The following is a 22,067-nucleotide window of genomic DNA, read 5'->3' as shown; positions in this document are numbered from 1 at the left end:
CATACATTGCGCCGCGTCCTGCACAGCGCGGCGCGGCCCCCTCCCCTGCGAGCGACCAGGGAAGCGGGAGTCCGTGGCCGGGCCGTGGGGTTGGCACACACAGAGGGCCCGGCCATGGAGAAGGTACTCAACTACATCGGCGGTGAGCTGCTGCCCGCCAGCAGCGGCGCGTGGCTGGACAAGCCCGAGCCGGCCACGGCGGAGACGTACGCGAAGGTACCCGACTCGGACGAGCCGGACGTACAGCGCGCCGTGGAGGCCGCCTCGCGCGCCTTCCCCGCCTGGTCCGCCACTCCGGCCGTGGACCGCTCCCGCATGCTCCGCCGCATCGCGGACGCGATTCGCTCCCGCCTGGACGCGTTCGCCCGCGCGGAGTCCATCGACACGGGCAAGCCCCTGTCCGTCGCCTCCACCGTCGACATTCCGCGCAGCATCCTCAACTTCGAGTTCTTCGCGGACGCCGTCACGCAGTTCTCCAGCGAGGCGCACCAGACGGACAACGTCGCCCTCAACTACACCCTGCGCTCGCCGCTGGGCGTGGTGGGCTGCATCTCCCCGTGGAACCTGCCGCTCTATCTGCTCACGTGGAAGATTGCCCCGGCGCTGGCCATCGGGAACTGCGTCGTCGCCAAGCCGTCCGAAGTCACGCCGATGACGGCCTATCTGCTGTCCCAGGTGTGCCGCGAGGCGGGCCTGCCGCCGGGCGTGCTCAACATGGTCCACGGCCTGGGCCCCAAGGTGGGCGCGGCGATGAGCCGTCACCCGGACATCAGCGCCATCTCCTTCACCGGCAGCACGCGCACCGGCGCGGAGATCGCCCGCGTGGCCGCCCCCGCCTTCAAGAAGCTGTCGCTGGAGATGGGCGGCAAGAATCCCAACGTCATCTTCGCGGACTGCGACTTCGACGAGGCGCTCGCCACCACGGTGCGCTCGTCCTTCGCCAACCAGGGGCAGATCTGTCTCTGCGGCCCGCGCATCTTCGTGCAGCGCCCCATCTACGAGCGCTTCAAGGAGGCGCTCGTCACCCGCACCCGCGCGCTCAAGGTGGGTGACCCACTGGAGCAGGGCACGGACCAGGGCGCGCTGGTGTCCCAGCAGCACTTCGACAAGGTGCTGGGCTACGTGGACCTCGCGAAGCAGGAGGGCGGCCGCGTCCTCACCGGCGGCAAGCGCGCCAGCGTCCCGGGCCGGTGCCGCAACGGCTGGTTCGTGGAGCCCACCCTCATCGAGGGCCTCGACTCCGGGTGCCGCACCAACCAGGAGGAGATCTTCGGGCCGGTGGCCACGCTCATTCCCTTCGACCAGGAGGAGGAGGTGCTCGCCTGGGCCAACTCCACGAAGTACGGCCTGGCCGCCAGCGTGTGGACGAAGGACTTGCAGCGCGCGCACCGCTTCGCCTCGCGGCTGCACAGCGGCATCGTCTGGGTGAACACCTGGATGCTGCGAGACCTACGTACGCCGTTCGGTGGGGTGAAGGACTCGGGCGTGGGGCGCGAGGGCGGCTGGGACGCGCTGCGCTTCTTCACCGAGCCGAAGAACGTCTGCATCAAGCTGTGAGCCGCAAACCCGTCAGGAGCGCATCGTGAGCAGCGAGCGAGTCGATTCCCAGAAGGCCCCGGAGCCGGTGGGCCTGTACCCCCACGCACGGCGCGTGGGGAACCTCCTCTTCCTGTCCGGCGTGGGCCCGCGCGAGCGCGGCACCAAGCGGATTCCCGGCGTGACGCTGGACGCCGAGGGCAACATCTCCTCGTACGACATCGAGGCGCAGTGTCACTCGGTGTTCCGCAACGTCCGCTACATCCTGGAGGACGCGGGCTCGTCCTGGGACAAGCTGGTGGACGTGACGGTGTACCTGACGAACATGAAGAAGGACTTCCCCACGTACAACCGGCTGTGGGCGGAGTACTTCAAGGACAACCCGCCGTGCAGGACGACACTCGAAATCAACCGGCTCCCTACGCCGATTGCCATCGAGCTCAAGTGCATCGCCACCGTCGGAGATGAATGAATGGGCCGCCTGACCCCCATCAACTTCAAGAAGTGGATTGACGAGCACCGCCACCTGCTCAAGCCGCCCGTCGGCAATCAACAGGTCTGGGCCGATCGCGAGTTCATGGTCACCGTCGTCGGTGGCCCCAACGCGCGCACGGACTTCCACATCAACGAGGGCGAGGAGTTCTTCTACCAGCTCGAGGGCAACATCACCCTGCGCGTCATCGACGAGGGCGAGGTGCAGGACATCCCCATCATGGAGGGGGAAATCTTCCTGCTGCCGCCCAACGTGCCGCACTCGCCGCAGCGCCCCGCGGGCACGGTGGGGCTGGTACTGGAGCGCCGTCGCCAGCCGAAGGAGATGGACGGCTTCATGTGGCTGTGCCCGAAGTGCGGCGAGAAGCTCTATGAGGAGTTCGTTCACGTCACCAACCTCGTGACGCAGCTGCCGCCCATCTTCGAGCACTTCTACGGGAACCCCGACCACTGCACGTGCAAGAAGTGCGGGACGAAGGTGACCAAGGGGAGCCCGGCGCGTTGAAGATCGACATCCATACGCACCTGTTGCCGGAGAAGCTCCCCCGCTTCGCCGAGCGCTACGGCTACGGCGGCTTCATCACCCTGGACCACCACGCGCCGTGCCGCGCGCGCATGCTCCGTGACGACGGGAAGTTCTTCCGTGAAATCGAGAGCAACTGCTGGGACCCGGTGAAGCGCATCGAGGAATGCGACACCCACGGCGTCCACGTGCAGGTGCTGTCCACCGTGCCGGTGATGTTCAGCTACTGGACGAAGCCGGAGCACGGCGCGGACATGGCGCGATTCCTCAACGACCACCTCGCCGGTGTCGTCCGCGAGCACCCCAAGCGCTTCGTGGGGCTGGGCACGGTCCCACTCCAGTCGCCGGACCTCGCGGTGCGCGAGCTGGAGCGGTGCGTGAAGGAGCTGGGCTTTTCGGGCGTGCAGATTGGCAGCCACGTCAACGAATGGAACCTGTCGGACCCGGCGCTGTTCCCCTTCTTCCAGGCCGCGAGCGAGCTGGGCGCCGCCATCTTCGTCCACCCGTGGGACATGATGGGCGAGGCGAAGATGCAGAAGTACTGGCTGCCGTGGCTGGTGGGCATGCCGGCCGAGGTCTCGCTCGCCATCTGCTCCGTCATCTTCGGCGGCGTCATGGAGCGGCTGCCGAAGCTGCGCTTCGCCTTCGCGCACGGCGGCGGCTCGTTCCCGATGACGCTGGGCCGCATCCAGCACGGCTTCGAGGCGCGGCCAGACCTCGTCGCGGTGGACAACAAGGTCGCACCCAAGGACTACGTGGGCCGCTTCTGGGTGGACTCGTTGGTCCACGACGTGGAGGCGCTGCGCTTCATCGTCCGGATGTTCGGCCAGGACAAGGTGGCGCTCGGCAGTGACTACCCCTTCCCCCTGGGCGAGGACCGCCCGGGCACGCTCATCGAGTCCCTGAGGGAGCTGGAGCCGGCCGCGCGCGAGCGGCTGCTCTGGCGCAATGCCCTGGAGTGGCTCGGACGCTCGCGCGAGGACTTCGCACCATGACGACGCCGCTTCCCTTCGAGGACACCGAGGCCTTCGCGCGCAAGCTGGACGCCGAGGACCCCCTACGCGCCTTCCGCGACGAGTTCCTCTTCCCCAAAGGCCCGGACGGCAAGCCCGTCGTCTACCTCGCGGGCAACTCGCTGGGGCTCCAGCCGCGCAACGCCGCGCGCTACATCCAGGAGGAGCTGGAGGACTGGGCCCGCCTGGGCGTGGAGGGCCACCACGAGGGCCGCCACCCGTGGCTGCACTACCACGAGCTCGTCACCGACCTGGCCGCGCGGCTGGTGGGCGCGAAGCCGCAGGAAGTGGTGGTGATGAACACCCTCACGGTGAACCTGCACCTGATGATGGTGTCCTTCTACCGGCCCACGAAGGAGCGCTTCAAAATCCTCGTCGAGGGCGGCGCCTTCCCGTCGGACCAGTACGCGGTGGCCTCGCAGGTGCGCTTCCACGGGTACGACGCGCGCGAGGCGGTGCTCGAATTGAAGCCGCGCGCGGGCGAGGAGACGCTGCGCACCGAGGACATCCTCGCGACGATTGAGAAGCACGGCCACGAGGTGTCGCTGGTGCTGCTGGGCACGGTGAACTACCTCACCGGTCAGGCGTTCGACATCGCGGCGATTACGAAGGCGGCGCACGCGAAGGGCTGCTTCGTGGGCTTCGACCTGGCGCACGGCGCGGGCAACCTCAAGGTGTCCCTGCACGACGACGGACCGGACTTCGCGGTGTGGTGCTCGTACAAGTACCTCAACGGCGGGCCGGGCGCCCTGGGCGGCGTCTTCGTCCACGAGCGCCACGCTCACGAGAAGGACCTGCCCCGCTTCGAGGGCTGGTGGGGGCACGACAAGACGACGCGCTTCCAGATGGGCCCGACGTTCGACCCGCTGCCGGGCGCGGAGGGGTGGCAGTTGTCCAACCCGCCCATCTTCCAGCTCGCGGCGCTGCGCGCGTCGCTGGAGCTGTTCGACAAGGCCGGCATGGAGGCGCTGCGCGCCAAGAGCGAGCGGCTCACCGGCTACCTGGAGTTCCTGCTCGACAAGCTGCCCCCGGGCTTCGTGCGCATCACCACGCCGCGCGACGTGAAGCAGCGCGGGGCGCAGCTCTCGCTGCGGTTCAAGGGCGAGGCGCAGGGCATGCTGAAGCGGCTGGCGGACGCGGGCATCGTCTGCGACTTCCGCAAGCCGGACATCATCCGCGCGGCGCCCGCGCCGCTGTACTGCAACTACACTGACGTGTACCGCTTCGTGAGGACGCTCGAAGGCCATGCCCGAGATTGACCGGAAGGAAGCCGTCACCGTGGTGGGCGCGGGCCTCGTCGGCTCGCTGCTCGCCATGTACCTCGCCCGCCGGGGCTACACCGTGGAGGTGCTGGAGCGCCGCCCGGACATGCGCCGCGAGGTCATCGACGCGGGGCGCTCCATCAACCTCGCCATCTCCACGCGCGGCCTGCACGCGCTGCGGCAGGTGGGGCTGGAGGCCGAGGCGCTGAAGCACGCCATCCCCATGCGCGGAAGGATGATTCATTCCGCGAAGGGTGAGCTGACGTACCAGCCCTACGGCAAGGACGACTCGCAGCACATCAACTCGCTGTCGCGCGCGTGGCTGAACAAGTTCCTGATGACGGAGGCGGAAGGCACCGGCCGCGTCCGCATCCGCTTCAAGCAGCGCGTCACCCACGCGGACTTCCAGACGGGCGCGCTCATGGTGCACGACGAGGCCACGGGCGAGACGCGCCGCGAGGAGGGCCGCGTGCTGTTCGGCACGGACGGCTCGGGCTCTGCGGTGCGGCAGGAGCTGGACCGGGTGCCGGGCTTCCACGCATCGAACGAGCAGCTCGGCCACGGGTACAAGGAGCTGACGATTCCGGCGGGCCTGGGCGGCGCGTTCCAGATGGAGAAGCACGCGCTGCACATCTGGCCACGCGGCACGTACATGCTGATTGCCCTGCCCAACGAGGACGGCAGCTTCACGTGCACGCTGTTCCTCCCGTGGAAGGGCGGCGCGGTGAGCTTCGAGACGCTCGACACGCCCGCGCGGCTGGAGGCGTTCTTCGAGGAGCAGTTCCCGGACGCGAAGAAGATGATTCCGGACCTGGTGGACGCGTTCTTCTCGCGGCCCACGGGCAGCATGGTGACGGTGAAGTGCGCACCGTGGCGAGTGGGCGGGCAGGCGCTGGTGCTGGGCGACGCGGCGCACGCCATCGTCCCCTTCTTCGGACAGGGGATGAACTGCGGCTTCGAGGACTGCGTGGTGCTGGACGGGCTGCTCGACAAGCGCGGACAGTGGGAGGACGTGTTCGCGGACTTCGAGCGGCTGCGGAAGACGAACGCGGACGCCATCGCGGACATGGCGGTGGAGAACTTCATCGAGATGCGCGACAGCACCGGCAGCCCGCGCTTCCTGCTGGAGAAGGCGGTGGAGAAGGTGCTGCTCAATGCCTTCCCTGGCGAGTTCGTCAGCCGCTACACGATGGTGAGCTTCAGCCGCGTGCCGTACCGGCTCGCTTACGAGGTGGGGGCGATTGCCGGTGGCATCGTCTCGGAGCTGTCCGAGGGGCTGACGCGGGCGGAGGATGTGAATCTGGAGCGCGCGGGGCAGCTCATCCGCGGCCGGCTGGTGCCTTTCATGAAGGAGCACGCGGATGGATTTCGGACTCAAGGGTAGGCGCGCGCTGGTGATGGGCGCGTCCGCGGGCCTCGGCTACGCGATTGCCCAGGCGCTGGTGAAGGAAGGCGCCACGGTGGCCATCTGCTCGCGCGGCGGGGACAAGCTGGAGAAGGCCGCGAAGGAGCTGGGCGCGGCGCTGGCGGTGCCGTGTGACTTGACGCAGCCCGGGGCGGCGAAGCGGCTGGTGGAAGAGACTGTCGCGAAGCTGGGCGGCGTGGACGTGCTGGTGGTGAACACGGGTGGGCCTCCGGCGGGCGGCTTCGAGTCGCTGTCGGCGGAGCAGTGGCAGCTCGGCTTCCAGAGCCTGTGGATGGCGGCGGTGGACGGCATCCAGGCGGCGCTGCCCGGCATGAAGGAGCGCAAGTGGGGCCGCATCGTCCTGGTGACGTCGCTGGCCGCGCGCGAGGCGATGCCGAACCTCACCATCTCCAACGGCCTGCGCGCGGGCCTGCTGGGGCTGGTGAAGTCGGTGAGCAACGAGGTGGCGCAGCACGGCGTCACGCTCAACGCGGTGCTGCCGGGCTTCCACGCGACGGAGCGGATGACGCAACTGGGGCTCACGGACGAGAAGGTGGCGCCGCAGATTCCCGCGCGGCGGCTGGGACGTCCGGAGGAGCTGGCCGCGCTGGCGGCGTTCCTGTCGTCCGAGCAGGCCTCGTACATCACCGGCCAGTCGATTGCGGTGGATGGCGGGGCGGCGCGCGGGTTCTGAGTGACGCAGGGATTGGTTGGGCCGGCGCAGTAGTTCGGTCAGTCTCCGGGAGGGTGGCAGCCATGAAGGCTGCCCTCCTCGGAGGTAGCGATGCACCTGTCGAGACTTCGCTGGCTGGCGCTCCTGCTGTGCGGTTGTGGCGCCACGGCTTCGGAACCCGGACCTGATGCGCTGACGTCACAAGGTCAGGCGGTGGTTCCCGTCGAGTCCTTCCGGGACTCCTTCAACGGCGCCAACAACGCGAACAACACGGGCCTCAACGACAACCTGGCGGCCCGGCAGTCCGGCACGCTGGCACCGGCGACGTACACGCGAGTCCCCGGCCTCTGGTACCCCGCGCCACCTCCGAGCATCTGGTGGGCCCAGGTCAACCACATCTGGCACCCGGACACGCTGTCGTTCCATGCGTCCACGTCGGCGCTGCGCATGGACAAGTCCTTCTCCCGGGACGCCTCGGGGGCCTTCCGACTGTCCTTCGTGACCGAGCCCGTCGTCGAGGACGCTCGCGACAGCTCCAACTGGGCGTCCGTCATGCTCAGCGCGTCGTCCGCCTCCAGCGGCTTCGTGTCCAACGCGGACCTCGACTTCGGCTTCCTTGTCCGCTCCAACGGGGGACTGGCGGTCTACGACAACGGCGTGCAGGTGACGGTGACGCCCGGGAGCGTGCCCGCGGCGAACCGGTACGTGGTGAGCCTGGCCGTGCGAGATGGACAGGTGCTCGGCACCGTCAACGGCACGTCCTTCTCCGCGCCCCTGAATGGCCCCAGCGCCCTTCCCGGCTCGGCGTACCTGTACCTGGGCGCCTACGTGGACGCGGGCCAGGTGACCCGCTTCGATGACGTGGTGGTGTCTCCCGTCGTGGAGCACCTGAAGCACTACGGCTACTACTGGGCCCAGTCCGGCGCATATGGATCCCACCTGGACGAGGTGACGGCCCACACCAACCTCAACTTCGTCCAGCGCCCCGAGGACCTCGCGGTGTGCGCCGCGCGCGGCGTGAAGTGCCTCCTGGAGACGCGCTGGCAGTTCTTCAACGGCTCGGCGCTGCGCCTGGATTATCCGCAGGCCTGGGGTGCCCTCGTCAGCGCCATCAACCCGTACCTGGGAAGCGTGGGCGGCTTCTACGTCATCGACGAGCCGTACTGGAATGGCGTGTCCGTGCAGGACCTCACGACGTGTGTGAACACCATCAAGGACACCTTCCCATCCATCCCGGTGATGGTGGTCCACGCAGTGCCGTCACTGTCTCCCTCCCTCGTGACTCCGGCACGGGCGGACTGGGTGGGCTTCGACCATTACGGCCCGCTGTCGGAGGTGGTGAGCCACCTCAACACGCTGCGCTCCACCCTGGCTCCGAATCAGAAGCTCTGGCTGATACCGCAGTCGTACCGCGTCAACACCTTCACCACGGATGCGGCGCTCGCCCGGGCGAACTGGGAGTACTACGACCTGGCGCGCACCGACCCGCGCATCGTGGGGCTCCTCAATTTCGGCATGTGGAGCATGGAGAGCCCCACCGCGATTCCCCAGACGCTCGCGGCCCAGCGGACCATTGGCAATGAGCTGCTGCGACGCTGAGGCCGCCGTTGCCGGGGGCCTCCGCGGCATGCCCGGGCCGTGTCAGGGATTCAGCCGCTGGAGGTAGAGGTCCCCCTCGTCCGCGATGAAGCTCGCGCCGCCGCTGAAGGTGCGCGGGCCCCGGAACACGCCGGCGCGGACGAGGGTGCCATCTCTCAGGAACTCGATGTCGCGCGGGAGGAGCATGTCCTGGGTGCACGGGCCACTGAGGTCCTCGAAGCGCCAGCGCACCTCGCCCGCGGGTGAGAGCCGCATCACCCGCGAGTTGCATGACGACTCCCAGAACACCAGCGCATCGCCATCCGGAGACACCGCGAGACGGGGGCTGATGGCGTAGCCCTCCAGCTCCTCGGCCCATAGCGGCTGGCCCCGGGCATCCGCGGCGAGGAGCGTCGTGGCGGGGGTGCAGGGAGCGCCGGTGGCACAGGCCCGGTTCACCCGGTAGTTCCCCCACAGGAAGCTCTGTTTGACGGTGCCGGTCAGGAGCAGGACGCCATCCGGCAGGATGGCCAGGTCCGAGAAGTTCGCCCAGCCCGCCTCCGGAGGCGTGGTACTCCACCAGCGCTCCGCGCCGGAAGGAGACAGGCCCAGGATGAAGCCCGCGCCGTAGGACATGTCGACGAGCTCGTGTCCCGCCGCCACGATGTTGCCCTCGGGGTCCACCGCTACCGTGGTGAAGACGCGCGAGGCCTCCGGGGACGTCCAGGTCCACTGCCGCGCGCCCTGGGCGTCGTAGCAACTCACGGCGCCCCGCTGTGTCACCGCCACCACGCCGCCCTCGCCGTCCGCGGCCAGCGCCGACGCCTCTCCGTCCCGGGCCCAGCGGACCGTGCCATCCGCCGAAAACTTCGCGATGAAGCGGTCACCGGCAGGTGGGCTGTCTCCCAACAGGAGCGTGCCGCCACCCCAGACCTGGAGGGCCACGAAGATGTCCCCCGTGCGCGACACCGCGAGCGCGGAGGACTGGGGCAGGTTGGTGCCGCTCGGGCCCGGCGTGACGATGAGGGTGCGGGACCAGAGCTGCATGCCCATCGCTTCGTAGCGGGTGAGCACCAGGTTGCCGACGCCGGTGTAGCCCGCGTCGCTCACGACATGCGTCCTCGCGAGCAGGATGAAGCCTCCCGCGCCATCCGAGGCCAGGCCCACCACGTCCTGCGCTCCAGGCAGCGACACCTGCACCGACCACAACGGGTCACCGGAGCGCCAGCTGCCTGATGGAGGGGCCGGGACGACATCGGGTCGGGGGTCCTGCTGCGCCACTGGCATGGGCGCTGGCGGGGGCGCTTCGTCCTGTACGGGCTCCCGCGCTTCGTCGACTGCGCCACACCCCAGCGCCGTGCACACGCCCAGCGCCAGCCCCACCGCCCCCGTCCACCATCTGCTCATGACCCGCACCACTCCCGCCCGGCCTTCCCGCCGCGTGGAAAGTGGGGACACGGCGGGTCCACGGCAAGAGGAGCACCGGCCTCACAGCAGCGAGCGCACCGCCTCCACCACCTGCGGCCACTCGCGCGAGCGCGGGTCGATGACCTCGAAGTGTCCGGCGCCCGGGAGCACGACGAGGCGCACGGGGTCTCCCAATTCGCGGCCGCGCGCGTGGAAGGCCTCGCTCATGGACACGGGCACGGTGTCGTCCTCCGTGCCATGCACGAGCACCTGCGGCAATCCGAGCGGCTGGAGCGCCGCGGGTGACGCCAGGCGGTAGCGCTCGGGCACCCGGGCAGGCGAGCCACCGAGGAACTCTTCCACGATGCCTTCGCTGAGCCGCAACTCGAAGACGCGCTCCAGGTCCATGGCGCCCGCCAGGGACACCACCCCGCGCAGGGGCAACGGGTCCACGCGGTGGAGCGGTCCGCCCGCGGGCAGCCGCTGACGCGCGCCGAGCCACATGGCCAGGTGCCCGCCCGCCGAGTGCCCCATCGCCACCACGCGAGAAAGGTCCAGGGGGTGGGAGCACGCCAGCGTGCGCAGGAAGTCCGTGCCGAGCGCCACGTCCTCCAGCGTCCCCGGCCAGCCGCCGCCTTCATGGCCTACGCGGCGGAACTCCAGGCTCCACGTGGCGAAGCCCTGTCGGGTCAGCTCCGCGCAGAGGTGGCCGATGTGCTCAAGGTCATACTTCGCGCGCCAGAAGCCGCCGTGGATGACGACCACCACCGGATGCGGCCCCGGACCGGTGGGCAGCCTCAAGTCACCGAACTGGTGCTCCAGCAAAGCATAGGGAATCCGCGCATCCGCGGCGGGCGGAGGCGTGTCGAGGACCCACATCGAACTCATTCATCCACCATCCCACCAGCGCTCCGGTCTTGAATTAACATACGTCCTCGAGCATGGCCCCCATGGAGTCACGCTCGGGGGGAGCATGTGATGGATGCGCATGTCATGGCCATGGGCATGAGCTCGTGCCTGGGCCCTGTTGTCACGGCCTGTGCCGCGTTCCGAGCGGGAATACGCCTGGCAGGGGCCTCGCTCGATGCGGACTACTTCGCGGCGGACAGCAATGAGGCACACCCGCTGGATGCGTGCGCCATCCCATCGTCGACGTTTGGCTTCTCCGGCATCGGCCGACTCGTAGCCATCCTTCATGAGACCCTGGTGGACCTCTGCTGCGGCATGAGTGCCCCGGCGCTGGAGCCGGAGACCCGCGTCTACCTGGCCCTTCCAGACCCGGTCGACCTGGAGCTTCCCGTCGAGCCAGAGGTCGCGGGCGTTCCCAAGAAGCGCACCGACGCCCTCGGCCGCTGTGTCCTCGCCATGACACTCCAGACCCTGGGGCTTACCCACCCGAAGGCGAACTGGCGCTTCTTCAGCGGGGGCCACACCGCGTTCGCCCGAGCGCTGGAGGCAGCCATGAAGGAACTGGAGCGGAGGCGCCAGGGCTCGTGCCTGGTGGTCGCCGTCGACAGCCTGCTGGACCCGGTGGTGCGCGAGGGACTGCTGATGGAGGGCCGGCTCAAGACCCGGGACCATCCGGTGGGATTCACCCCGGGAGAGGCGGGCGTCGCGGTTCTCCTGCGCCCGGACCCGGCCATCAGCGGGGCTTCGAAGGGGTCAGGGCCGAAGGTCATCCTCCGACGGCTGGCCATTGCCTCGGCAACAGCCGCCACGCAATGGAACGGGCAGGCACTCGCGAGTTGCGTGGAGCAACTCCTCCCCTTTCTGGAGCCAGCTTCCGCGGCACCGACGCTGATCAGCGACCACACGGGCGAGGAGAACCGGGCCTCGGAGTGGGGCTCGCTGCGAGTCCGGATGAAGGCGATGCGCCCGGCCTGGGACACACCCGCTGCCTGGTTTCCCGCCATTGGCTTCGGAGAGACGGGCTGCGCGTCAGGGGCCATTGGCCTGTGCGTGGCGGCCCGGGCCTTCGAGCGCGGCTACGCGCCGTCACGGCACTGCATCGTCCTGTCCTCGTCGGAAGGCGGGGAGCGGGCGGCCCTGCTCATGGAACGGCAGGGATGAAAGGAGACGCGACATGCCTCCCAGGAAAATCCCCAAGCACCTCTTCCTGGAGCTCAAGAGCGAGACGGAGGACTACCCGGCGCAGCTCAAGAAGCTCCGGGAGGAGAGACAGAAGACCGGCAAGCACCTCCGCGTGCCCAGCAAGCGCTTGGAGCGTAGCGGCTTCAGCCAGTACCGGGGACCCGCCTACGTCCACCTGCACCGTGGCCGTGACGTCTACAACGTCCATCCACTGGAGTACCTGCGCCCGCTCCTGGGCGGCAAGGCCATCACCACTCCTACTCGTGCAAGGCCATGGCGGCTCCTCCAGGATGAAGCTGGCTGGAAGAACGAGGTCCGCTTCCCGGAAGGCGGCGCCTTCCCCGGCTCCAATCACTTCTTCAACGTCGACCGGAACAAGCCCATCGACATCAAGGGGGTGCTCAAGGGCTTCGCGTCCTTCCACCTGCCCTACAGCTGGAGTCCCCACCATCTCGTTCCCATCGAGGCCTTCAGCACCAGGACAGGCGACCTACCCACCTTCTCCGAAGAGGTGGTCCAGGCCATCAATGACTCCGGCTATGACGTGAACAACGGCCACAACCTGATGCTCACGCCCAGGAGCACGTATGACATCGCCTATCACTGCGTCATCCCGCACCAGGGCGGCCACCCGAACTTCAACAGCTATGCCCTCAAGGACCTGAAGAAGGTCAACCGCATCGTAGAGAAAGAGATCGACGCCGTACGACAAGACCCGAGCCGCAAGCACGATGCCTTTCTCGACGTCGCGGTGGACAAGCTCTACGAGGCAGAGACCGACTACTGGAACAAGCTTCGGGACCTGGGCCGTGATGTCGTGGCCTCACTGCTCAACTCAAGTCACGTGGTTCGGGATGAGGACCGGCTGCTCAGAAGAGTCGAAACGAAGAGGAAGACATTGTGGCAACGGGTGAAGCTGGGATGACCGCAACGGATGCAAAGGCGTGGTGGGTGCTCAGCACCGGGGGCAACTCGGGAGCCGTCATCTTTGGACTCCCCGAGGGCAGCCCGCAGGAGTACCGCTTCTTCAGCGGCCAACGGATGCGGGACCATTTTCCCCAGGATGGGAGTGTGCAGTTCTCGAAGAAGTTCCGGTCCCAGAAGAAGCTCTTCGACTCGGTCACGAGCCTGTCGAGCATCCCCATCGTCTCGGGCCGCATCAAGCGCATCCTGGAGTCCTTCAGCCCGAACGACTGCGAGTTCCTGCCCATCACCATCCTCGACCACAAGGGCGGGTTGGCCAGCAAAGACCACTTCGTGCTCAACCTGCTCCGGAGCGAGGACATCATCGACATGGAGCGGTCGAACTACAAACGGGATGGGTACAACCCGGACCAGATCGACCGGCTCCGCAAGCTCTACCTCCAACCGCACGCCGTGCCCGCCGACGCGCGGGTCTTCCGGGCCAGGACGATGATGGACTGCTACTTCCTCCACCAGTCCGTCGTCGACGCGTTCACCCAGGAAGGCATCACCGGCCTGCGGCTGTTCCCCGCGGACGGCTGGGACGGCAACGACATGTAGTGGAGGAGTCATGCGCATCTACTTCCACGAGCTGCGCGAGGACGCGGCACGAGACCTGGAGGAGCTGCTCGACGGTTTCGACCCACGAGCCCCCGCCCACCGCCTCGTCACGCAGGTGAAGCAGGTCTGCCTCCACCTGCACACGGTGGCCGTGGCCACCCTCCTTCTGGAAGGCCAGGTCCAGGACTTCCACCTGAACCTGTGCCGCGCCGCGGAGAACTGGCGCCGGCTGCTCACCCATCTGCGCTCGCATGGCCAGCCGCCTCCTCCCGCCACCGACAACACCCCGCTGCTGGGGGCCATGGCCGCGGGACACTGGGAGCTCGCGCGAGCGCTCGCTCTCGCATCCACCCACGAGCGTCAGGAGGAAGAGTACCCGGATGACTTCGACTGGGCCGTCCTGCTCCAGGAGCTTGTCCTCGCGGAGACAGGAGCGCCCCACCGGCTCGACGAGCAGCTCCAGCGGCTCGAAACCTCCGGCGCGCGCACCCACGCGGAGCGGATCGAAGTGGTCCGCGCCCTCAAGGCCCGGGATGCCGCGGCCTTCATCACCGCGTTCGAAGCGGCCGTGGTGGCCCAGGGCATGCTCATCGAGGAGCTCGCCGGCACCTTCACGACGCCCGTCCGGGAGCTCGCTCCGTACCGCTACCTCTGGTTCGACGGTCTCGCACTGCTGCGCCTGGCGGAACGCCTGGGCCTGCCCTGCAAGGAAGAGCGGTTCCTGTACTGCCCGTGGCTCGCGAGGCTGCCCATGCGCTCCCTCGACCCGGAGGACTGGGACTGGGTGGTTCCTCTCGCCTCATGACCTCCTGCTCACTCGCACGCTGCCCTGCCAGGCATACAGCCCGTGAAGCCCGTCCTCTGTCCACAGGGCATCACTCCAGGCCCCTGACGGACATGTAGGTCTGTCTTCCAGCGAGCTACAAGCTTTGTGGACCCAGTTTTTAAGCCTTCGTGGCCAGAACTTTAGGCTTGATTTCCACGCTCCAAATGTAAATACCTGCGCCCACGGATTTGACCCGCCGCGTTTACGGCGTGGAACCCGGCCTGGGAGGCACGGACATGGAGACGAAGGGCCTGCGGACGTTCCTGGAGATTCCCTACGACGAGCTGGAGGAGAAGAACCTCCGCGTGAAGGAGCAGCGCATCAAGCACGAGTCGGCGGACAAGGTGCGCGAGGAGCGCCTCAAGTACCTCACCGACGAGCGCAAGCTGAAGGCCGTCACCGTGTGCTTCACCGACCTCGAGGGTCGGATGCACATGCTCGACTACGACAAGAAGTTCCTCCTCAAGAGCGCCGACAACCTCACCTTCGACGGCTCCTCCATCCGCGGCTTCTCGCAGCAGGCCGAGAGCGACCTGCGCCTGAACATCGACTGGGGCTCCTTCTACTGGCTGCCCTCGGACATCTTCGGGCCCGGCAAGGTGCTGGTGTTCAGCGAAGTCCTGGAGCGCGACGGCACCCCGTACCACGCCGACCTGCGCGGCCAGCTCAAGCGCGTCACCGAGGCCATGTACCAGAAGGACGGCACCGTGTTCCACGCGGCGCCGGAAGTGGAGGGCTTCCTCTTCAAGGGCCGTGACGCCGAGCGCCACTACCACGAGACGGGCAAGTTCGAGTTCCTCTCCACCGGCGGCTACTACCACTCGCTGCCCGGCGACCCGCTGCGCGCCTTCATCGACAAGGCCGCCGAGGCCCAGCGCGCCATGGGCTTCCAGAACGAGAAGGACCACCCCGAGGTCGCCCCCAGCCAGTTCGAGATGAACTTCTCGTACAGCGAGGCGCTCATCTCCGCCGACCAGATCCAGCTCTACAAGCTCTTGTGCCGCCAGGTCGCCGCGCAGATGGACACCACCGCCTGCTTCCTCCCGAAGCCGGTGACGGGCGTCAACGGCAACGGCATGCACATGAACATGTCGCTGTCCAAGGGCGGCAAGAACCTCTTCTACGACAAGGGCGGCCAGGACGGTCTGAGCGCCATGGGCTGGGAGTTCATCGACCGGCTCCTCACCAACGCGAACGACATCTGCCTGACGCTCAACTCCAGCGTCAACGCGTACCGCCGGCTGGACCCGCACTTCGAGGCGCCCAACCAGATCAAGGCCAGCGCCAACAACCGCGGCGCGATGGTGCGCATCCCCTACGGCAACGAGCGCAGCGCGCGCGTCGAGTGCCGCTCGGTGGCCCCGGACGCCAACCCGTACCTGGTGCTCTACACGCTGCTGCGCACCGGCCTGGAGGGCCCGCAGCCGCAGGAGGACGCGGAGACGAAGCGCAGCCGCACCCGCTTCCTGCCGGACAACATCTTCGACGCCGTCCGCCTCTTCAAGGGCAGCCAGTTCATCACCAGCATCCTGGGTGAGAACGTGCAGGGCAAGTTCGCCGAGCTGAAGACGGCCTCCGCCGAGCGCTGCCCCAAGCAGCTGGGCACCCGCGTGAAGGAAGCCGAAATCATGTTCCACCACGAGGTCACCAACCAGTACCTCTGGAGCCAGTTCTAGGAACCCGCCGTCGCCGAGGCTCCAGCGCTCCGGGGCCTCGCGACGCGCAGCAGCACCAGGCCCGCCACCACCGTCAGCGCGGTGGTGGCGGCCTCTCGCAGGGTGGCCCCGTACGCCACCAGCGTCAGCCCCAGCACCAGCGTGGGCACGGCCAATACGGCATGCAGCGGCTTCAGGCCGCGCTCGCGCCGGAAGGCCAGCGTGGCCAGCGCGGCGGCGGTGACGCCGTACTGCATCAGCACCGCGATGCTGGAGAGCGCGAACAGCTCCGACAGGTTGCCCAGGTTGACGAACAGCAGCACCAGCGCCCAGGTGACGGCCAGCGCCCGCACGGGCACGCCCGACGGGGACATGCCGTCCAGGCCGAAGAGCGTGCGCTCGCCCGACGCCAGGGCCGACAGGTAGCGCGGCGTCGTCACCATCATCCCCAGGCAGATGCCGAGCGCGGAGATGCTGGTGCCCGCCCCCACCCACCACTGCAGCCTCGCCCCGCCCCAGACGCCCGCCGACGCGGCCAGCGGCGCCGGGGACGTGGCCAGCCCCGGCAGCGCCGCGACACACGCCCAGGCGAGCCCCACGTAGAAGAGCACCGCCACCAGCAGCGAGCCCACCGTGGCCAGCGGCACGCTGCGCGAGGACGAGCGCACCTGCCCGGCAATCACCGGGACGATTTCGAAGCCCTGGTACGCGAACATCACCGTCAGCCCCGCGCGCAGCCACGCAGTGTCGGTGGCGCCCGCGGCCACCACCGGCACGGGGCCCGCGCCCGCCACCGCGAGGAAGGCCACGAGCAGCGCGGCCAGCGGCAAAAGCTTCAGCACCGTGAGCGCCGTCCACGCCCGCGCCGACACGCGGATGCCCGAGGCCACGACGCCCGCCAGCACCGTGGCGAGGACGGACGACAGGGCGCGCTGCCCCAGCGGTCCCGTAAGACCCAGCGAGGGCGCCAGGGCCTGCGACAACCCGGCCACCACCGCGGAGGTGCTGAGGAAGGCGCTGACATAGGCCACCCAGCCCACGAGGAAGGAGGCTCGCTCGCCGAAGGCCGTCCTCGCGAAGAGCACCGGCCCGCCGTCCGCGTCGAAGCGGCGGCCCAGCACCGCGAAGGCGAAGGCCACCGGCACCAGCGCCAGCCCCGTGAGGGCGAAGGCGAGGATGGCGGCCGCGCCGGGCGCCTGGGCGGCGACCTCGGCGGGGGCGAAGAAGATGCCCACCCCGACGATGCCGTTGACGCCGAGCGCCAGCAGCTGGAGCGGGCCAACGGGACGCTCTTGCGACGCGGCGGGAGTGGTTGCGGAAGCGGGCACGACCGGAGTTCACTACAGGCGCGCCCCCGGCACCAACCCGCCAGGGGTGGACGGCCCGATATGTCGGGAGCCCTCGAGCGTTGCCCCGGCATGAGGGCACTGGCTCGAGGCGGTCCGACGCCTGCCCGGCTGCCAAGGAGAACGTGATGCGCCTGTACGGGATGCTGCTGGGGGTGGGACTGGCGTGCTCGGGCTGTTCGACGTTGACCCGACCGCTTGGGGCCGTCCGCGACGACGAGACGGGGGAGTACGAGACGCCGAAGGAAGAGACGGTGTACCTGGTCCCCATCGAGGACGCGATGATGATGACCCGTCGCATCCTCGAGGACCAACGCTACGACGTCCTCGAGAAGGAGGGCGGGATGGAGCTGTTCACCTCCGCCCAGGAGCCCGGGAAGAACGTCGCGGGCTCGCGCACCTTCGAGCGCTACTACATCAAGGGCGAGAAGGTGGGCCCCCGGCAGTCGCTCGTGCGCGTCTTCCGGCTCCGTTACGACGAGACGAACAAGGTGCTGGAGATTCCGCACCAGGCCCTGGGCCCCTCGGATGAAACGCGGGGCGCCGTCGACGACCCCAACCACCCGTTCGACGCCAACCGCGTCGTCAAGTCGTCGCCCGGCTCGCAGGCGACGATGCACAACTACAACGCCAACCCGTTCCCGGGCGCGCCGGGCATCGAGGGCTTCCAGCTCGTGCGCGGCAACCGCGACGTGGGCATCGAGCACGTGCTGCTGGAACGGCTGGAGATGGTGCCCTCGCTGGAGCTGGTGGGCGGCAACACCTCCGTCCCCGCCCGCTCGGTGATGCTCGAGGGCTGGACGGAGCCCTCCGAGACAGAGCCCGTGCCCCAGCCGGACTGCGGAACGCCGGTGGACGGCGCGGCGCCGCTGATGGCCCAGGGCCAGACGCTGCTGCTGGCGGACCCGCTGGGCACCCGCGAGCTGCCCTCCGCCGCGCTGCGCATGCTGTGTGAGGCTTCGTCCAAGGGCATGCCGGTGACGCTGGCCCTCTCGCTGCCCGTCGCCGAGCAGCCGCTGCTGGACACGTACCTGGCCAGCGCGGGCTCGTCGCAGGACGCGCAGGAGCTGCTGCGGGGCAGCTCCTTCTGGCGCCGCACGCACCAGGACGGGCGCAGCAGCCGCGCGATGCTGTGGCTCGTCGAGCAGGCGCGCCGGCTGCGCGCGTCCGGCAAGACCGTGTCGCTGGTGGCCTTCGACGTCGACAAGGGCAAGGGCAACGAGCGCGAGGCGCAGATGGCGAAGAACCTGCTGGACGCCCGGAGCAAGACTCCCGACGCGTGGATGCTGGTGCTGGCCGGCGGCACGCACGTGCGCACCGCGAGCGTGGGCTGGGACAGTGACTACGAGCCGCTCGGCATGCGGCTGGCGAAGGCGCTGCCGTCGGTGAAGGCGCTGGACGTGGGCTTCACGCGCGGCTCGCAGTTCTCCTGCCGCTACAACGTCTGGGATGCCGTGGAGTGCAACGTCTTCGCCATCAGCCCGACGAAGCAGGCGAAGCAGGCGTCGACCGTCTCTCCCGGCGTGCAGCTCTACGCCGAGTCCCAGCAGGAGGGCTTCCAAGGACGACTCTACGTGGGCGCGCTGAATGCCTCGCCCCCGGCGCTGCAGGCCACCGCCGCCGCCGTCAGCAGCGCTCCCGCGAGCCCCGAGAAGTAGGGCTCCGGGAGGGCGCCGCGTCGGCGCGCGGGGCGATATGTCGTGCGTCTTCCGGGCGTTGCCTCGTGTGAACGAGGCAACGGAAGCGGGCCTGGCCGCACGGAGGACGTGATGCGGTTGTACGGAGTGCTGGTGGGGCTGGGGCTGGCGTGCACGGGCTGTGCGACGCTGTCCCGGGACCTCGGCGCGGCGCTCGACGAGGAGACCGGGGAGTACGTCGTCCCGAAGGAGGAGACGGTGTACCGGGTCCCCGTCGAGGACGCGGTGATGATGACCCGCCGCATCCTCGAGGAGCAGCGCTACGACGTCATGGAGCGGGTGGACGAGCCGATGGAGCTGTTCACCTCCGCCCACGAGCCCGGGAAGAACCCGCCGGGCACCCGCACCTTCGAGCGCTACTTCGCCAAGGGCGAGCGGATGGGACCGCGCCAGTCGGTGGTCCGCGTCTTCCGGCTGAAGTACCACGAGATGGACGACACGGCGGAGATTGGCGTCCGGCCCGCCGGCACGCGCGCCGGAGAGCTCAAAGATGCCGACGAGCTCCACCCCTTCGACTTCCACAAGGACCCGTTCAAGGGCGTGGGGGAGCTGGAGAAGTTCCGCTTCGTGCGCGGCAACCGGGACTTGAGCATCGAGCACACGCTGCTGGAGCGGCTGGAGATGGTGCCCTCGCTGGAGTTGGTGGGCGGCAACACCTCCGTGCCCGCCCGCTCCGTGGTGCTCGAAGGGTGGACGGAAGCCGGCGAGTCCACGCCCGCACCCCAGCCCGAGTGCGGCACCCCGGTGGACGGCGCGGCGCCGCTGATGGCCCGGGGGCAGACGCTGCTGCTGGCCGACCCGCTGGGCACGCGCGAGCTGCCCTCCGCCGCGCTGCGCATGCTGTGTGAGGCGTCCGCCCAGGACGTCCCGGTGGTGCTGGCCGTATCGCTGCCCGTCACCGAGCAGCCGCTGCTGGACACGTACCTGGCCAGCGCGGGCGCTTCGCGGGATGCGCAGGAGCTGCTGACCGGCAGCTCCTTCTGGCGCCGCGTGCACCAGGACGGGCGCAGCAGCCGCGCCATGCTGTGGCTCGTCGAGCAGGCGCGCAGGCTGCGGGCGTCCGGCAAGGCCGTGTCACTGCGGGCCTTCGACGCGGAGAAGGCCACGGGCAACGAGCGCGAGGCGCTCATGGCGAAGAACCTGCTGGACGCCCGGAAGCAGCACGCCGACGCGTGCATGCTGGTGCTGGCCGGCGGCACGCACGTGCGCACCGCGAGCGTGGACTGGGATGAGGACTTCGAGCCGCTCGGCGTGAGGCTGGCGAAGGCGCTGCCCTCCGTGCGCGCGCTGGACGTGGGCTTCACGCGCGGCACCCAGTTCTCCTGCCGGGAGAGCGTCTGGGAGGACATCGAGTGCAACACCTTCGCCATCAGCCCGACGAAGGAAGCGCGGCAGAGCTCGAAAGTCCCGGCGGGCGTGCAGCTCTTCCCCGCCCCCTCGAAGGAAGGCTTCCACGGGCGGCTCTACGTGGGGGCGCTGAATGCCTCGCCTCCGGCGCTGGAGCCGGACCCCGGCGCCGCCGTCAGCGGCCTGGGGCCCCGCTCCGCGCCGTAGGCTCCGGCGCCGTCGGCAACTCCTGCCGGGGCCGGCAAACCTTGCCGGGCCGTGGTGGCTCGGGCGCGGCAAGGCCTGCCGGAGGCGGGGGGCCCTCCCTGGGAAGGGGCGCCTTCCGGGGTTGGCATCGCGGTTGCTCTAGGGGTCTGCACGCACGCATCCCCGGCCCGCATGACGCGGCTTCAAACGGGAGACGCGCGGCTCAAGGAACATCCCCATGAAGAAGACCCACGGTTTCGTGTCGAAGTCCGTCATTGCCCTTTCGCTGCTGAGCGCCCTGCCCGCCGCCGCCGGTACGGCGAGCTACCCGGGCTCGCTGTGCACCTCCGTGTCGGGCTTCGGCGCGCCGACCATCTTCCGCAGCGGCCGCCTCCTCAACAGCTCGGCCAGCGCCATCGAGGTGGTCTGCCCCATCCAGCGCAACGTCGTCGCCCCCTACTTCACGGAGGACATGTCCGTCAGCGTCACCGTGAGTGACCCGCACCTCAGCGCGGATGTCTGCTGCACCGGCTACGTGGCCGACAACGATGGCTCCACGCTCGCCTACGACGAGGCCTGCACCCCGGCGGGCACGGCGGACCTCTCCACTCCCCGGACGCTCAGCATCAACCTGCCCTCGGTGAACGCGTCCTCGAACGGCTACCTGAGCCTGCGCTGCGAGCTGCCGGCGCAGTCCACCACCGCCGGCGTGAAGTACTCCTCCGTCCTCGCCAGCTTCGTCGTCTACGAGTAACCGCCATGCGCCAGGTCCGCTGGGGAGTCCTGGGTTCGGCCGTCGTCGTGGTGGCCGCCGCTGGAGCGTGGAGCATGAGGGGGAATGTGCCGGAAGCGGCCACCGCGCCTCCGGTGGCCACCGAGGCCCGGGCCCCCGCGGAGTTGGAGCGTGAGGTGCGCGCATTGCGCGCGGAGCTGGAGTCGCTGCGTCAGGGGCAGGGGCGCCTGACGCGGCAGGTGGAGTCCGCGTCGGCGCCCACCCCGGTGGCTGGGACTGAAGCACAGCCGCCGCCCGAGGCGGGCAAGCGGTCCGCCGAGGAGGAGCGGGCCGCGGCGGAGGAGGTCCGCAAGGAGCGGCTCGCGGAGCTGGACGCCCGGCTGGAGATTGCCGTCCAGACGGAGGCCCGGGACACGACGTGGGCGGGGAACACCGAGGAGAAACTCAGTGGTGCCTTCCACGCGCCGGAGCTCGCCGGCTCGCACCTGACCCGGGTGGACTGCCGCACGAAGCTGTGCGTGCTGGAGGTGGAGCATGACACGCCGGAGGCCCGCGCGGAGCTGTTGATGTCGCTCCAGCGCTCGGCCGGAATCCGGGGGGCACAGGCGGTGCTACGGCCCGCGGGTGACGGCACCCGGCTGGCGTCTCGCGTCTACCTGTCACGCACGGGTGAGCGCCTGCCGATGACGTCCCGCCCGTGAGCTTCGCGGCCCCACCTCCCTGGAGGCGGCGCGCGGCCCCGCCGCCCCCGGGTTGCTCCTCTCGTCGCGGGC

General features: G+C 69.2%; 20 protein-coding genes. 17 read left to right on the top strand and 3 right to left on the bottom strand.

The window, feature by feature from the left end; translation table 11 throughout:
* Positions 1 to 114 precede the first annotated feature (114 nt).
* The 8 genes from G4D86_RS05320 to G4D86_RS05285 all read left to right on the top strand — a co-directional run bounded on the left by G4D86_RS05320 (position 115) and on the right by G4D86_RS05285 (position 8,503).
* Positions 115 to 1,557, top strand: a complete 1,443-nt coding sequence (locus tag G4D86_RS05320; RefSeq protein ID WP_163990140.1) for an aldehyde dehydrogenase — start codon at positions 115 to 117, stop codon at positions 1,555 to 1,557.
* A 22-nt stretch (positions 1,558 to 1,579) separates the two neighbouring features.
* Entirely contained in the window at positions 1,580 to 2,008 is a 429-nt protein-coding gene (locus G4D86_RS05315; protein ID WP_420821843.1) for a RidA family protein, read from the top strand.
* Positions 2,009 to 2,533 carry a 3-hydroxyanthranilate 3,4-dioxygenase gene (nbaC, locus tag G4D86_RS05310; RefSeq protein ID WP_163990136.1) on the top strand — a complete coding sequence of 175 codons (525 nt, stop codon included), beginning with the start codon at positions 2,009 to 2,011 and terminating at the stop codon, positions 2,531 to 2,533.
* Positions 2,530 to 3,546: an amidohydrolase family protein gene (locus G4D86_RS05305; protein WP_163990134.1), complete on the top strand. Its 1,017-nt coding sequence runs from the start codon at positions 2,530 to 2,532 to the stop codon at positions 3,544 to 3,546. The genes nbaC and G4D86_RS05305 overlap by 4 nt, the downstream gene beginning before the upstream one ends.
* The gene (gene kynU / locus G4D86_RS05300) at positions 3,543 to 4,823 is read left to right on the top strand and encodes a kynureninase (RefSeq protein WP_163990132.1); all 1,281 of its coding nucleotides are present in this window, start codon (positions 3,543 to 3,545) and stop codon (positions 4,821 to 4,823) included. The genes G4D86_RS05305 and kynU overlap by 4 nt, the downstream gene beginning before the upstream one ends.
* Entirely contained in the window at positions 4,810 to 6,210 is a 1,401-nt protein-coding gene (locus G4D86_RS05295) for an FAD-dependent oxidoreductase (protein ID WP_163990130.1), read from the top strand. Before kynU ends, G4D86_RS05295 begins: the two co-directional genes overlap by 14 nt.
* Positions 6,188 to 6,925 carry an SDR family oxidoreductase gene (locus tag G4D86_RS05290; protein WP_163990128.1) on the top strand — a complete coding sequence of 246 codons (738 nt, stop codon included), beginning with the start codon at positions 6,188 to 6,190 and terminating at the stop codon, positions 6,923 to 6,925. Before G4D86_RS05295 ends, G4D86_RS05290 begins: the two co-directional genes overlap by 23 nt.
* A gap of 90 nt (positions 6,926 to 7,015) precedes the next feature.
* The gene (locus tag G4D86_RS05285) at positions 7,016 to 8,503 is read left to right on the top strand and encodes a hypothetical protein (RefSeq protein WP_163990126.1); all 1,488 of its coding nucleotides are present in this window, start codon (positions 7,016 to 7,018) and stop codon (positions 8,501 to 8,503) included.
* 42 nt (positions 8,504 to 8,545) lie between these two features.
* On the opposite strand, the gene G4D86_RS05280 is transcribed toward G4D86_RS05285, so the two are convergent.
* Together G4D86_RS05280 and G4D86_RS05275 are read right to left on the bottom strand one after the other, a co-directional pair.
* Entirely contained in the window at positions 8,546 to 9,889 is a 1,344-nt protein-coding gene (locus tag G4D86_RS05280; RefSeq protein ID WP_163990124.1) for an NHL repeat-containing protein, read from the bottom strand.
* An 81-nt stretch (positions 9,890 to 9,970) separates the two neighbouring features.
* On the bottom strand, positions 9,971 to 10,777 hold the full coding sequence (locus G4D86_RS05275; RefSeq protein WP_163990122.1) for an alpha/beta hydrolase family protein: 807 nt from the start codon (positions 10,775 to 10,777) through the stop codon (positions 9,971 to 9,973).
* A gap of 90 nt (positions 10,778 to 10,867) precedes the next feature.
* Between G4D86_RS05275 and G4D86_RS05270 the strand changes: the two genes are divergently transcribed.
* The 5 genes from G4D86_RS05270 (at position 10,868) to G4D86_RS05250 (ending at position 16,006) form a co-directional block, all read left to right on the top strand.
* Positions 10,868 to 11,959 carry a hypothetical protein gene (locus G4D86_RS05270; RefSeq protein ID WP_163990120.1) on the top strand — a complete coding sequence of 364 codons (1,092 nt, stop codon included), beginning with the start codon at positions 10,868 to 10,870 and terminating at the stop codon, positions 11,957 to 11,959.
* A 13-nt stretch (positions 11,960 to 11,972) separates the two neighbouring features.
* Positions 11,973 to 12,905 carry an AHH domain-containing protein gene (locus G4D86_RS05265; protein ID WP_163990118.1) on the top strand — a complete coding sequence of 311 codons (933 nt, stop codon included), beginning with the start codon at positions 11,973 to 11,975 and terminating at the stop codon, positions 12,903 to 12,905.
* Positions 12,902 to 13,504: an imm11 family protein gene (locus tag G4D86_RS05260; protein WP_163990116.1), complete on the top strand. Its 603-nt coding sequence runs from the start codon at positions 12,902 to 12,904 to the stop codon at positions 13,502 to 13,504. Before G4D86_RS05265 ends, G4D86_RS05260 begins: the two co-directional genes overlap by 4 nt.
* Positions 13,505 to 13,514: 10 nt before the next feature.
* Entirely contained in the window at positions 13,515 to 14,309 is a 795-nt protein-coding gene (locus tag G4D86_RS05255; RefSeq protein WP_163990114.1) for a hypothetical protein, read from the top strand.
* A 257-nt stretch (positions 14,310 to 14,566) separates the two neighbouring features.
* Positions 14,567 to 16,006, top strand: coding sequence for a glutamine synthetase family protein (locus tag G4D86_RS05250; protein WP_163990112.1), 1,440 nt, complete (start codon positions 14,567 to 14,569; stop codon positions 16,004 to 16,006).
* Here the strand turns inward: G4D86_RS05250 and G4D86_RS05245 are convergent.
* Positions 16,003 to 17,313 (bottom strand): APC family permease, encoded by a 1,311-nt coding sequence (locus tag G4D86_RS05245; RefSeq protein ID WP_163990110.1) that lies wholly within the window; start codon positions 17,311 to 17,313, stop codon positions 16,003 to 16,005. The genes G4D86_RS05250 and G4D86_RS05245 overlap by 4 nt on opposite strands.
* Before the next feature lie 146 nt (positions 17,314 to 17,459).
* Here G4D86_RS05245 and G4D86_RS05240 point away from each other — a divergent pair, with 146 nt between their 5' ends.
* From G4D86_RS05240 to G4D86_RS05225, 4 genes are all read left to right on the top strand, one after another.
* On the top strand, positions 17,460 to 18,989 hold the full coding sequence (locus G4D86_RS05240) for a hypothetical protein (protein ID WP_163990108.1): 1,530 nt from the start codon (positions 17,460 to 17,462) through the stop codon (positions 18,987 to 18,989).
* Positions 18,990 to 19,100: 111 nt separating this feature from the next.
* Positions 19,101 to 20,582, top strand: a complete 1,482-nt coding sequence (locus tag G4D86_RS05235; protein WP_163990106.1) for a TraB/GumN family protein — start codon at positions 19,101 to 19,103, stop codon at positions 20,580 to 20,582.
* Positions 20,583 to 20,799: 217 nt separating this feature from the next.
* Complete coding sequence (locus G4D86_RS05230) at positions 20,800 to 21,315, top strand: hypothetical protein (RefSeq protein WP_163990104.1); 516 nt, start codon at positions 20,800 to 20,802, stop codon at positions 21,313 to 21,315.
* A 74-nt stretch (positions 21,316 to 21,389) separates the two neighbouring features.
* Entirely contained in the window at positions 21,390 to 21,995 is a 606-nt protein-coding gene (locus G4D86_RS05225; protein ID WP_240360055.1) for a hypothetical protein, read from the top strand.
* The last annotated feature ends 72 nt before the right edge of the window (positions 21,996 to 22,067 follow it).

Origin of the sequence: Pyxidicoccus caerfyrddinensis, from assembly GCF_010894405.1 — a bacterium.
GTDB lineage: Bacteria > Myxococcota > Myxococcia > Myxococcales > Myxococcaceae > Myxococcus > Myxococcus caerfyrddinensis.
Note: the sequence above shows the minus strand (reverse complement) of the source record. Positions and strands in the feature narration are given on the sequence as shown.

Bases quoted from the DNA above. Each gene is read 5' to 3' on its own strand.
- G4D86_RS05320 (WP_163990140.1), top strand. From the start codon at position 115: ATGGAGAAGGTACTCAACTACATCGGCGGTGAGCTGCTGCCCGCCAGC.
- nbaC (WP_163990136.1), top strand. From the start codon at position 2,009: ATGGGCCGCCTGACCCCCATCAACTTCAAGAAGTGGATTGACGAGCAC.
- kynU (WP_163990132.1), top strand. From the start codon at position 3,543: ATGACGACGCCGCTTCCCTTCGAGGACACCGAGGCCTTCGCGCGCAAG.
- G4D86_RS05295 (WP_163990130.1), top strand. From the start codon at position 4,810: ATGCCCGAGATTGACCGGAAGGAAGCCGTCACCGTGGTGGGCGCGGGC.
- G4D86_RS05290 (WP_163990128.1), top strand. From the start codon at position 6,188: ATGGATTTCGGACTCAAGGGTAGGCGCGCGCTGGTGATGGGCGCGTCC.
- G4D86_RS05285 (WP_163990126.1), top strand. From the start codon at position 7,016: ATGCACCTGTCGAGACTTCGCTGGCTGGCGCTCCTGCTGTGCGGTTGT.
- G4D86_RS05280 (WP_163990124.1), bottom strand. From the start codon at position 9,889: ATGAGCAGATGGTGGACGGGGGCGGTGGGGCTGGCGCTGGGCGTGTGC.
- G4D86_RS05275 (WP_163990122.1), bottom strand. From the start codon at position 10,777: ATGAGTTCGATGTGGGTCCTCGACACGCCTCCGCCCGCCGCGGATGCG.
- G4D86_RS05270 (WP_163990120.1), top strand. From the start codon at position 10,868: ATGGATGCGCATGTCATGGCCATGGGCATGAGCTCGTGCCTGGGCCCT.
- G4D86_RS05265 (WP_163990118.1), top strand. From the start codon at position 11,973: ATGCCTCCCAGGAAAATCCCCAAGCACCTCTTCCTGGAGCTCAAGAGC.
- G4D86_RS05260 (WP_163990116.1), top strand. From the start codon at position 12,902: ATGACCGCAACGGATGCAAAGGCGTGGTGGGTGCTCAGCACCGGGGGC.
- G4D86_RS05255 (WP_163990114.1), top strand. From the start codon at position 13,515: ATGCGCATCTACTTCCACGAGCTGCGCGAGGACGCGGCACGAGACCTG.
- G4D86_RS05250 (WP_163990112.1), top strand. From the start codon at position 14,567: ATGGAGACGAAGGGCCTGCGGACGTTCCTGGAGATTCCCTACGACGAG.
- G4D86_RS05240 (WP_163990108.1), top strand. From the start codon at position 17,460: ATGCGCCTGTACGGGATGCTGCTGGGGGTGGGACTGGCGTGCTCGGGC.
- G4D86_RS05235 (WP_163990106.1), top strand. From the start codon at position 19,101: ATGCGGTTGTACGGAGTGCTGGTGGGGCTGGGGCTGGCGTGCACGGGC.
- G4D86_RS05230 (WP_163990104.1), top strand. From the start codon at position 20,800: ATGAAGAAGACCCACGGTTTCGTGTCGAAGTCCGTCATTGCCCTTTCG.
- G4D86_RS05225 (WP_240360055.1), top strand. From the start codon at position 21,390: ATGAGGGGGAATGTGCCGGAAGCGGCCACCGCGCCTCCGGTGGCCACC.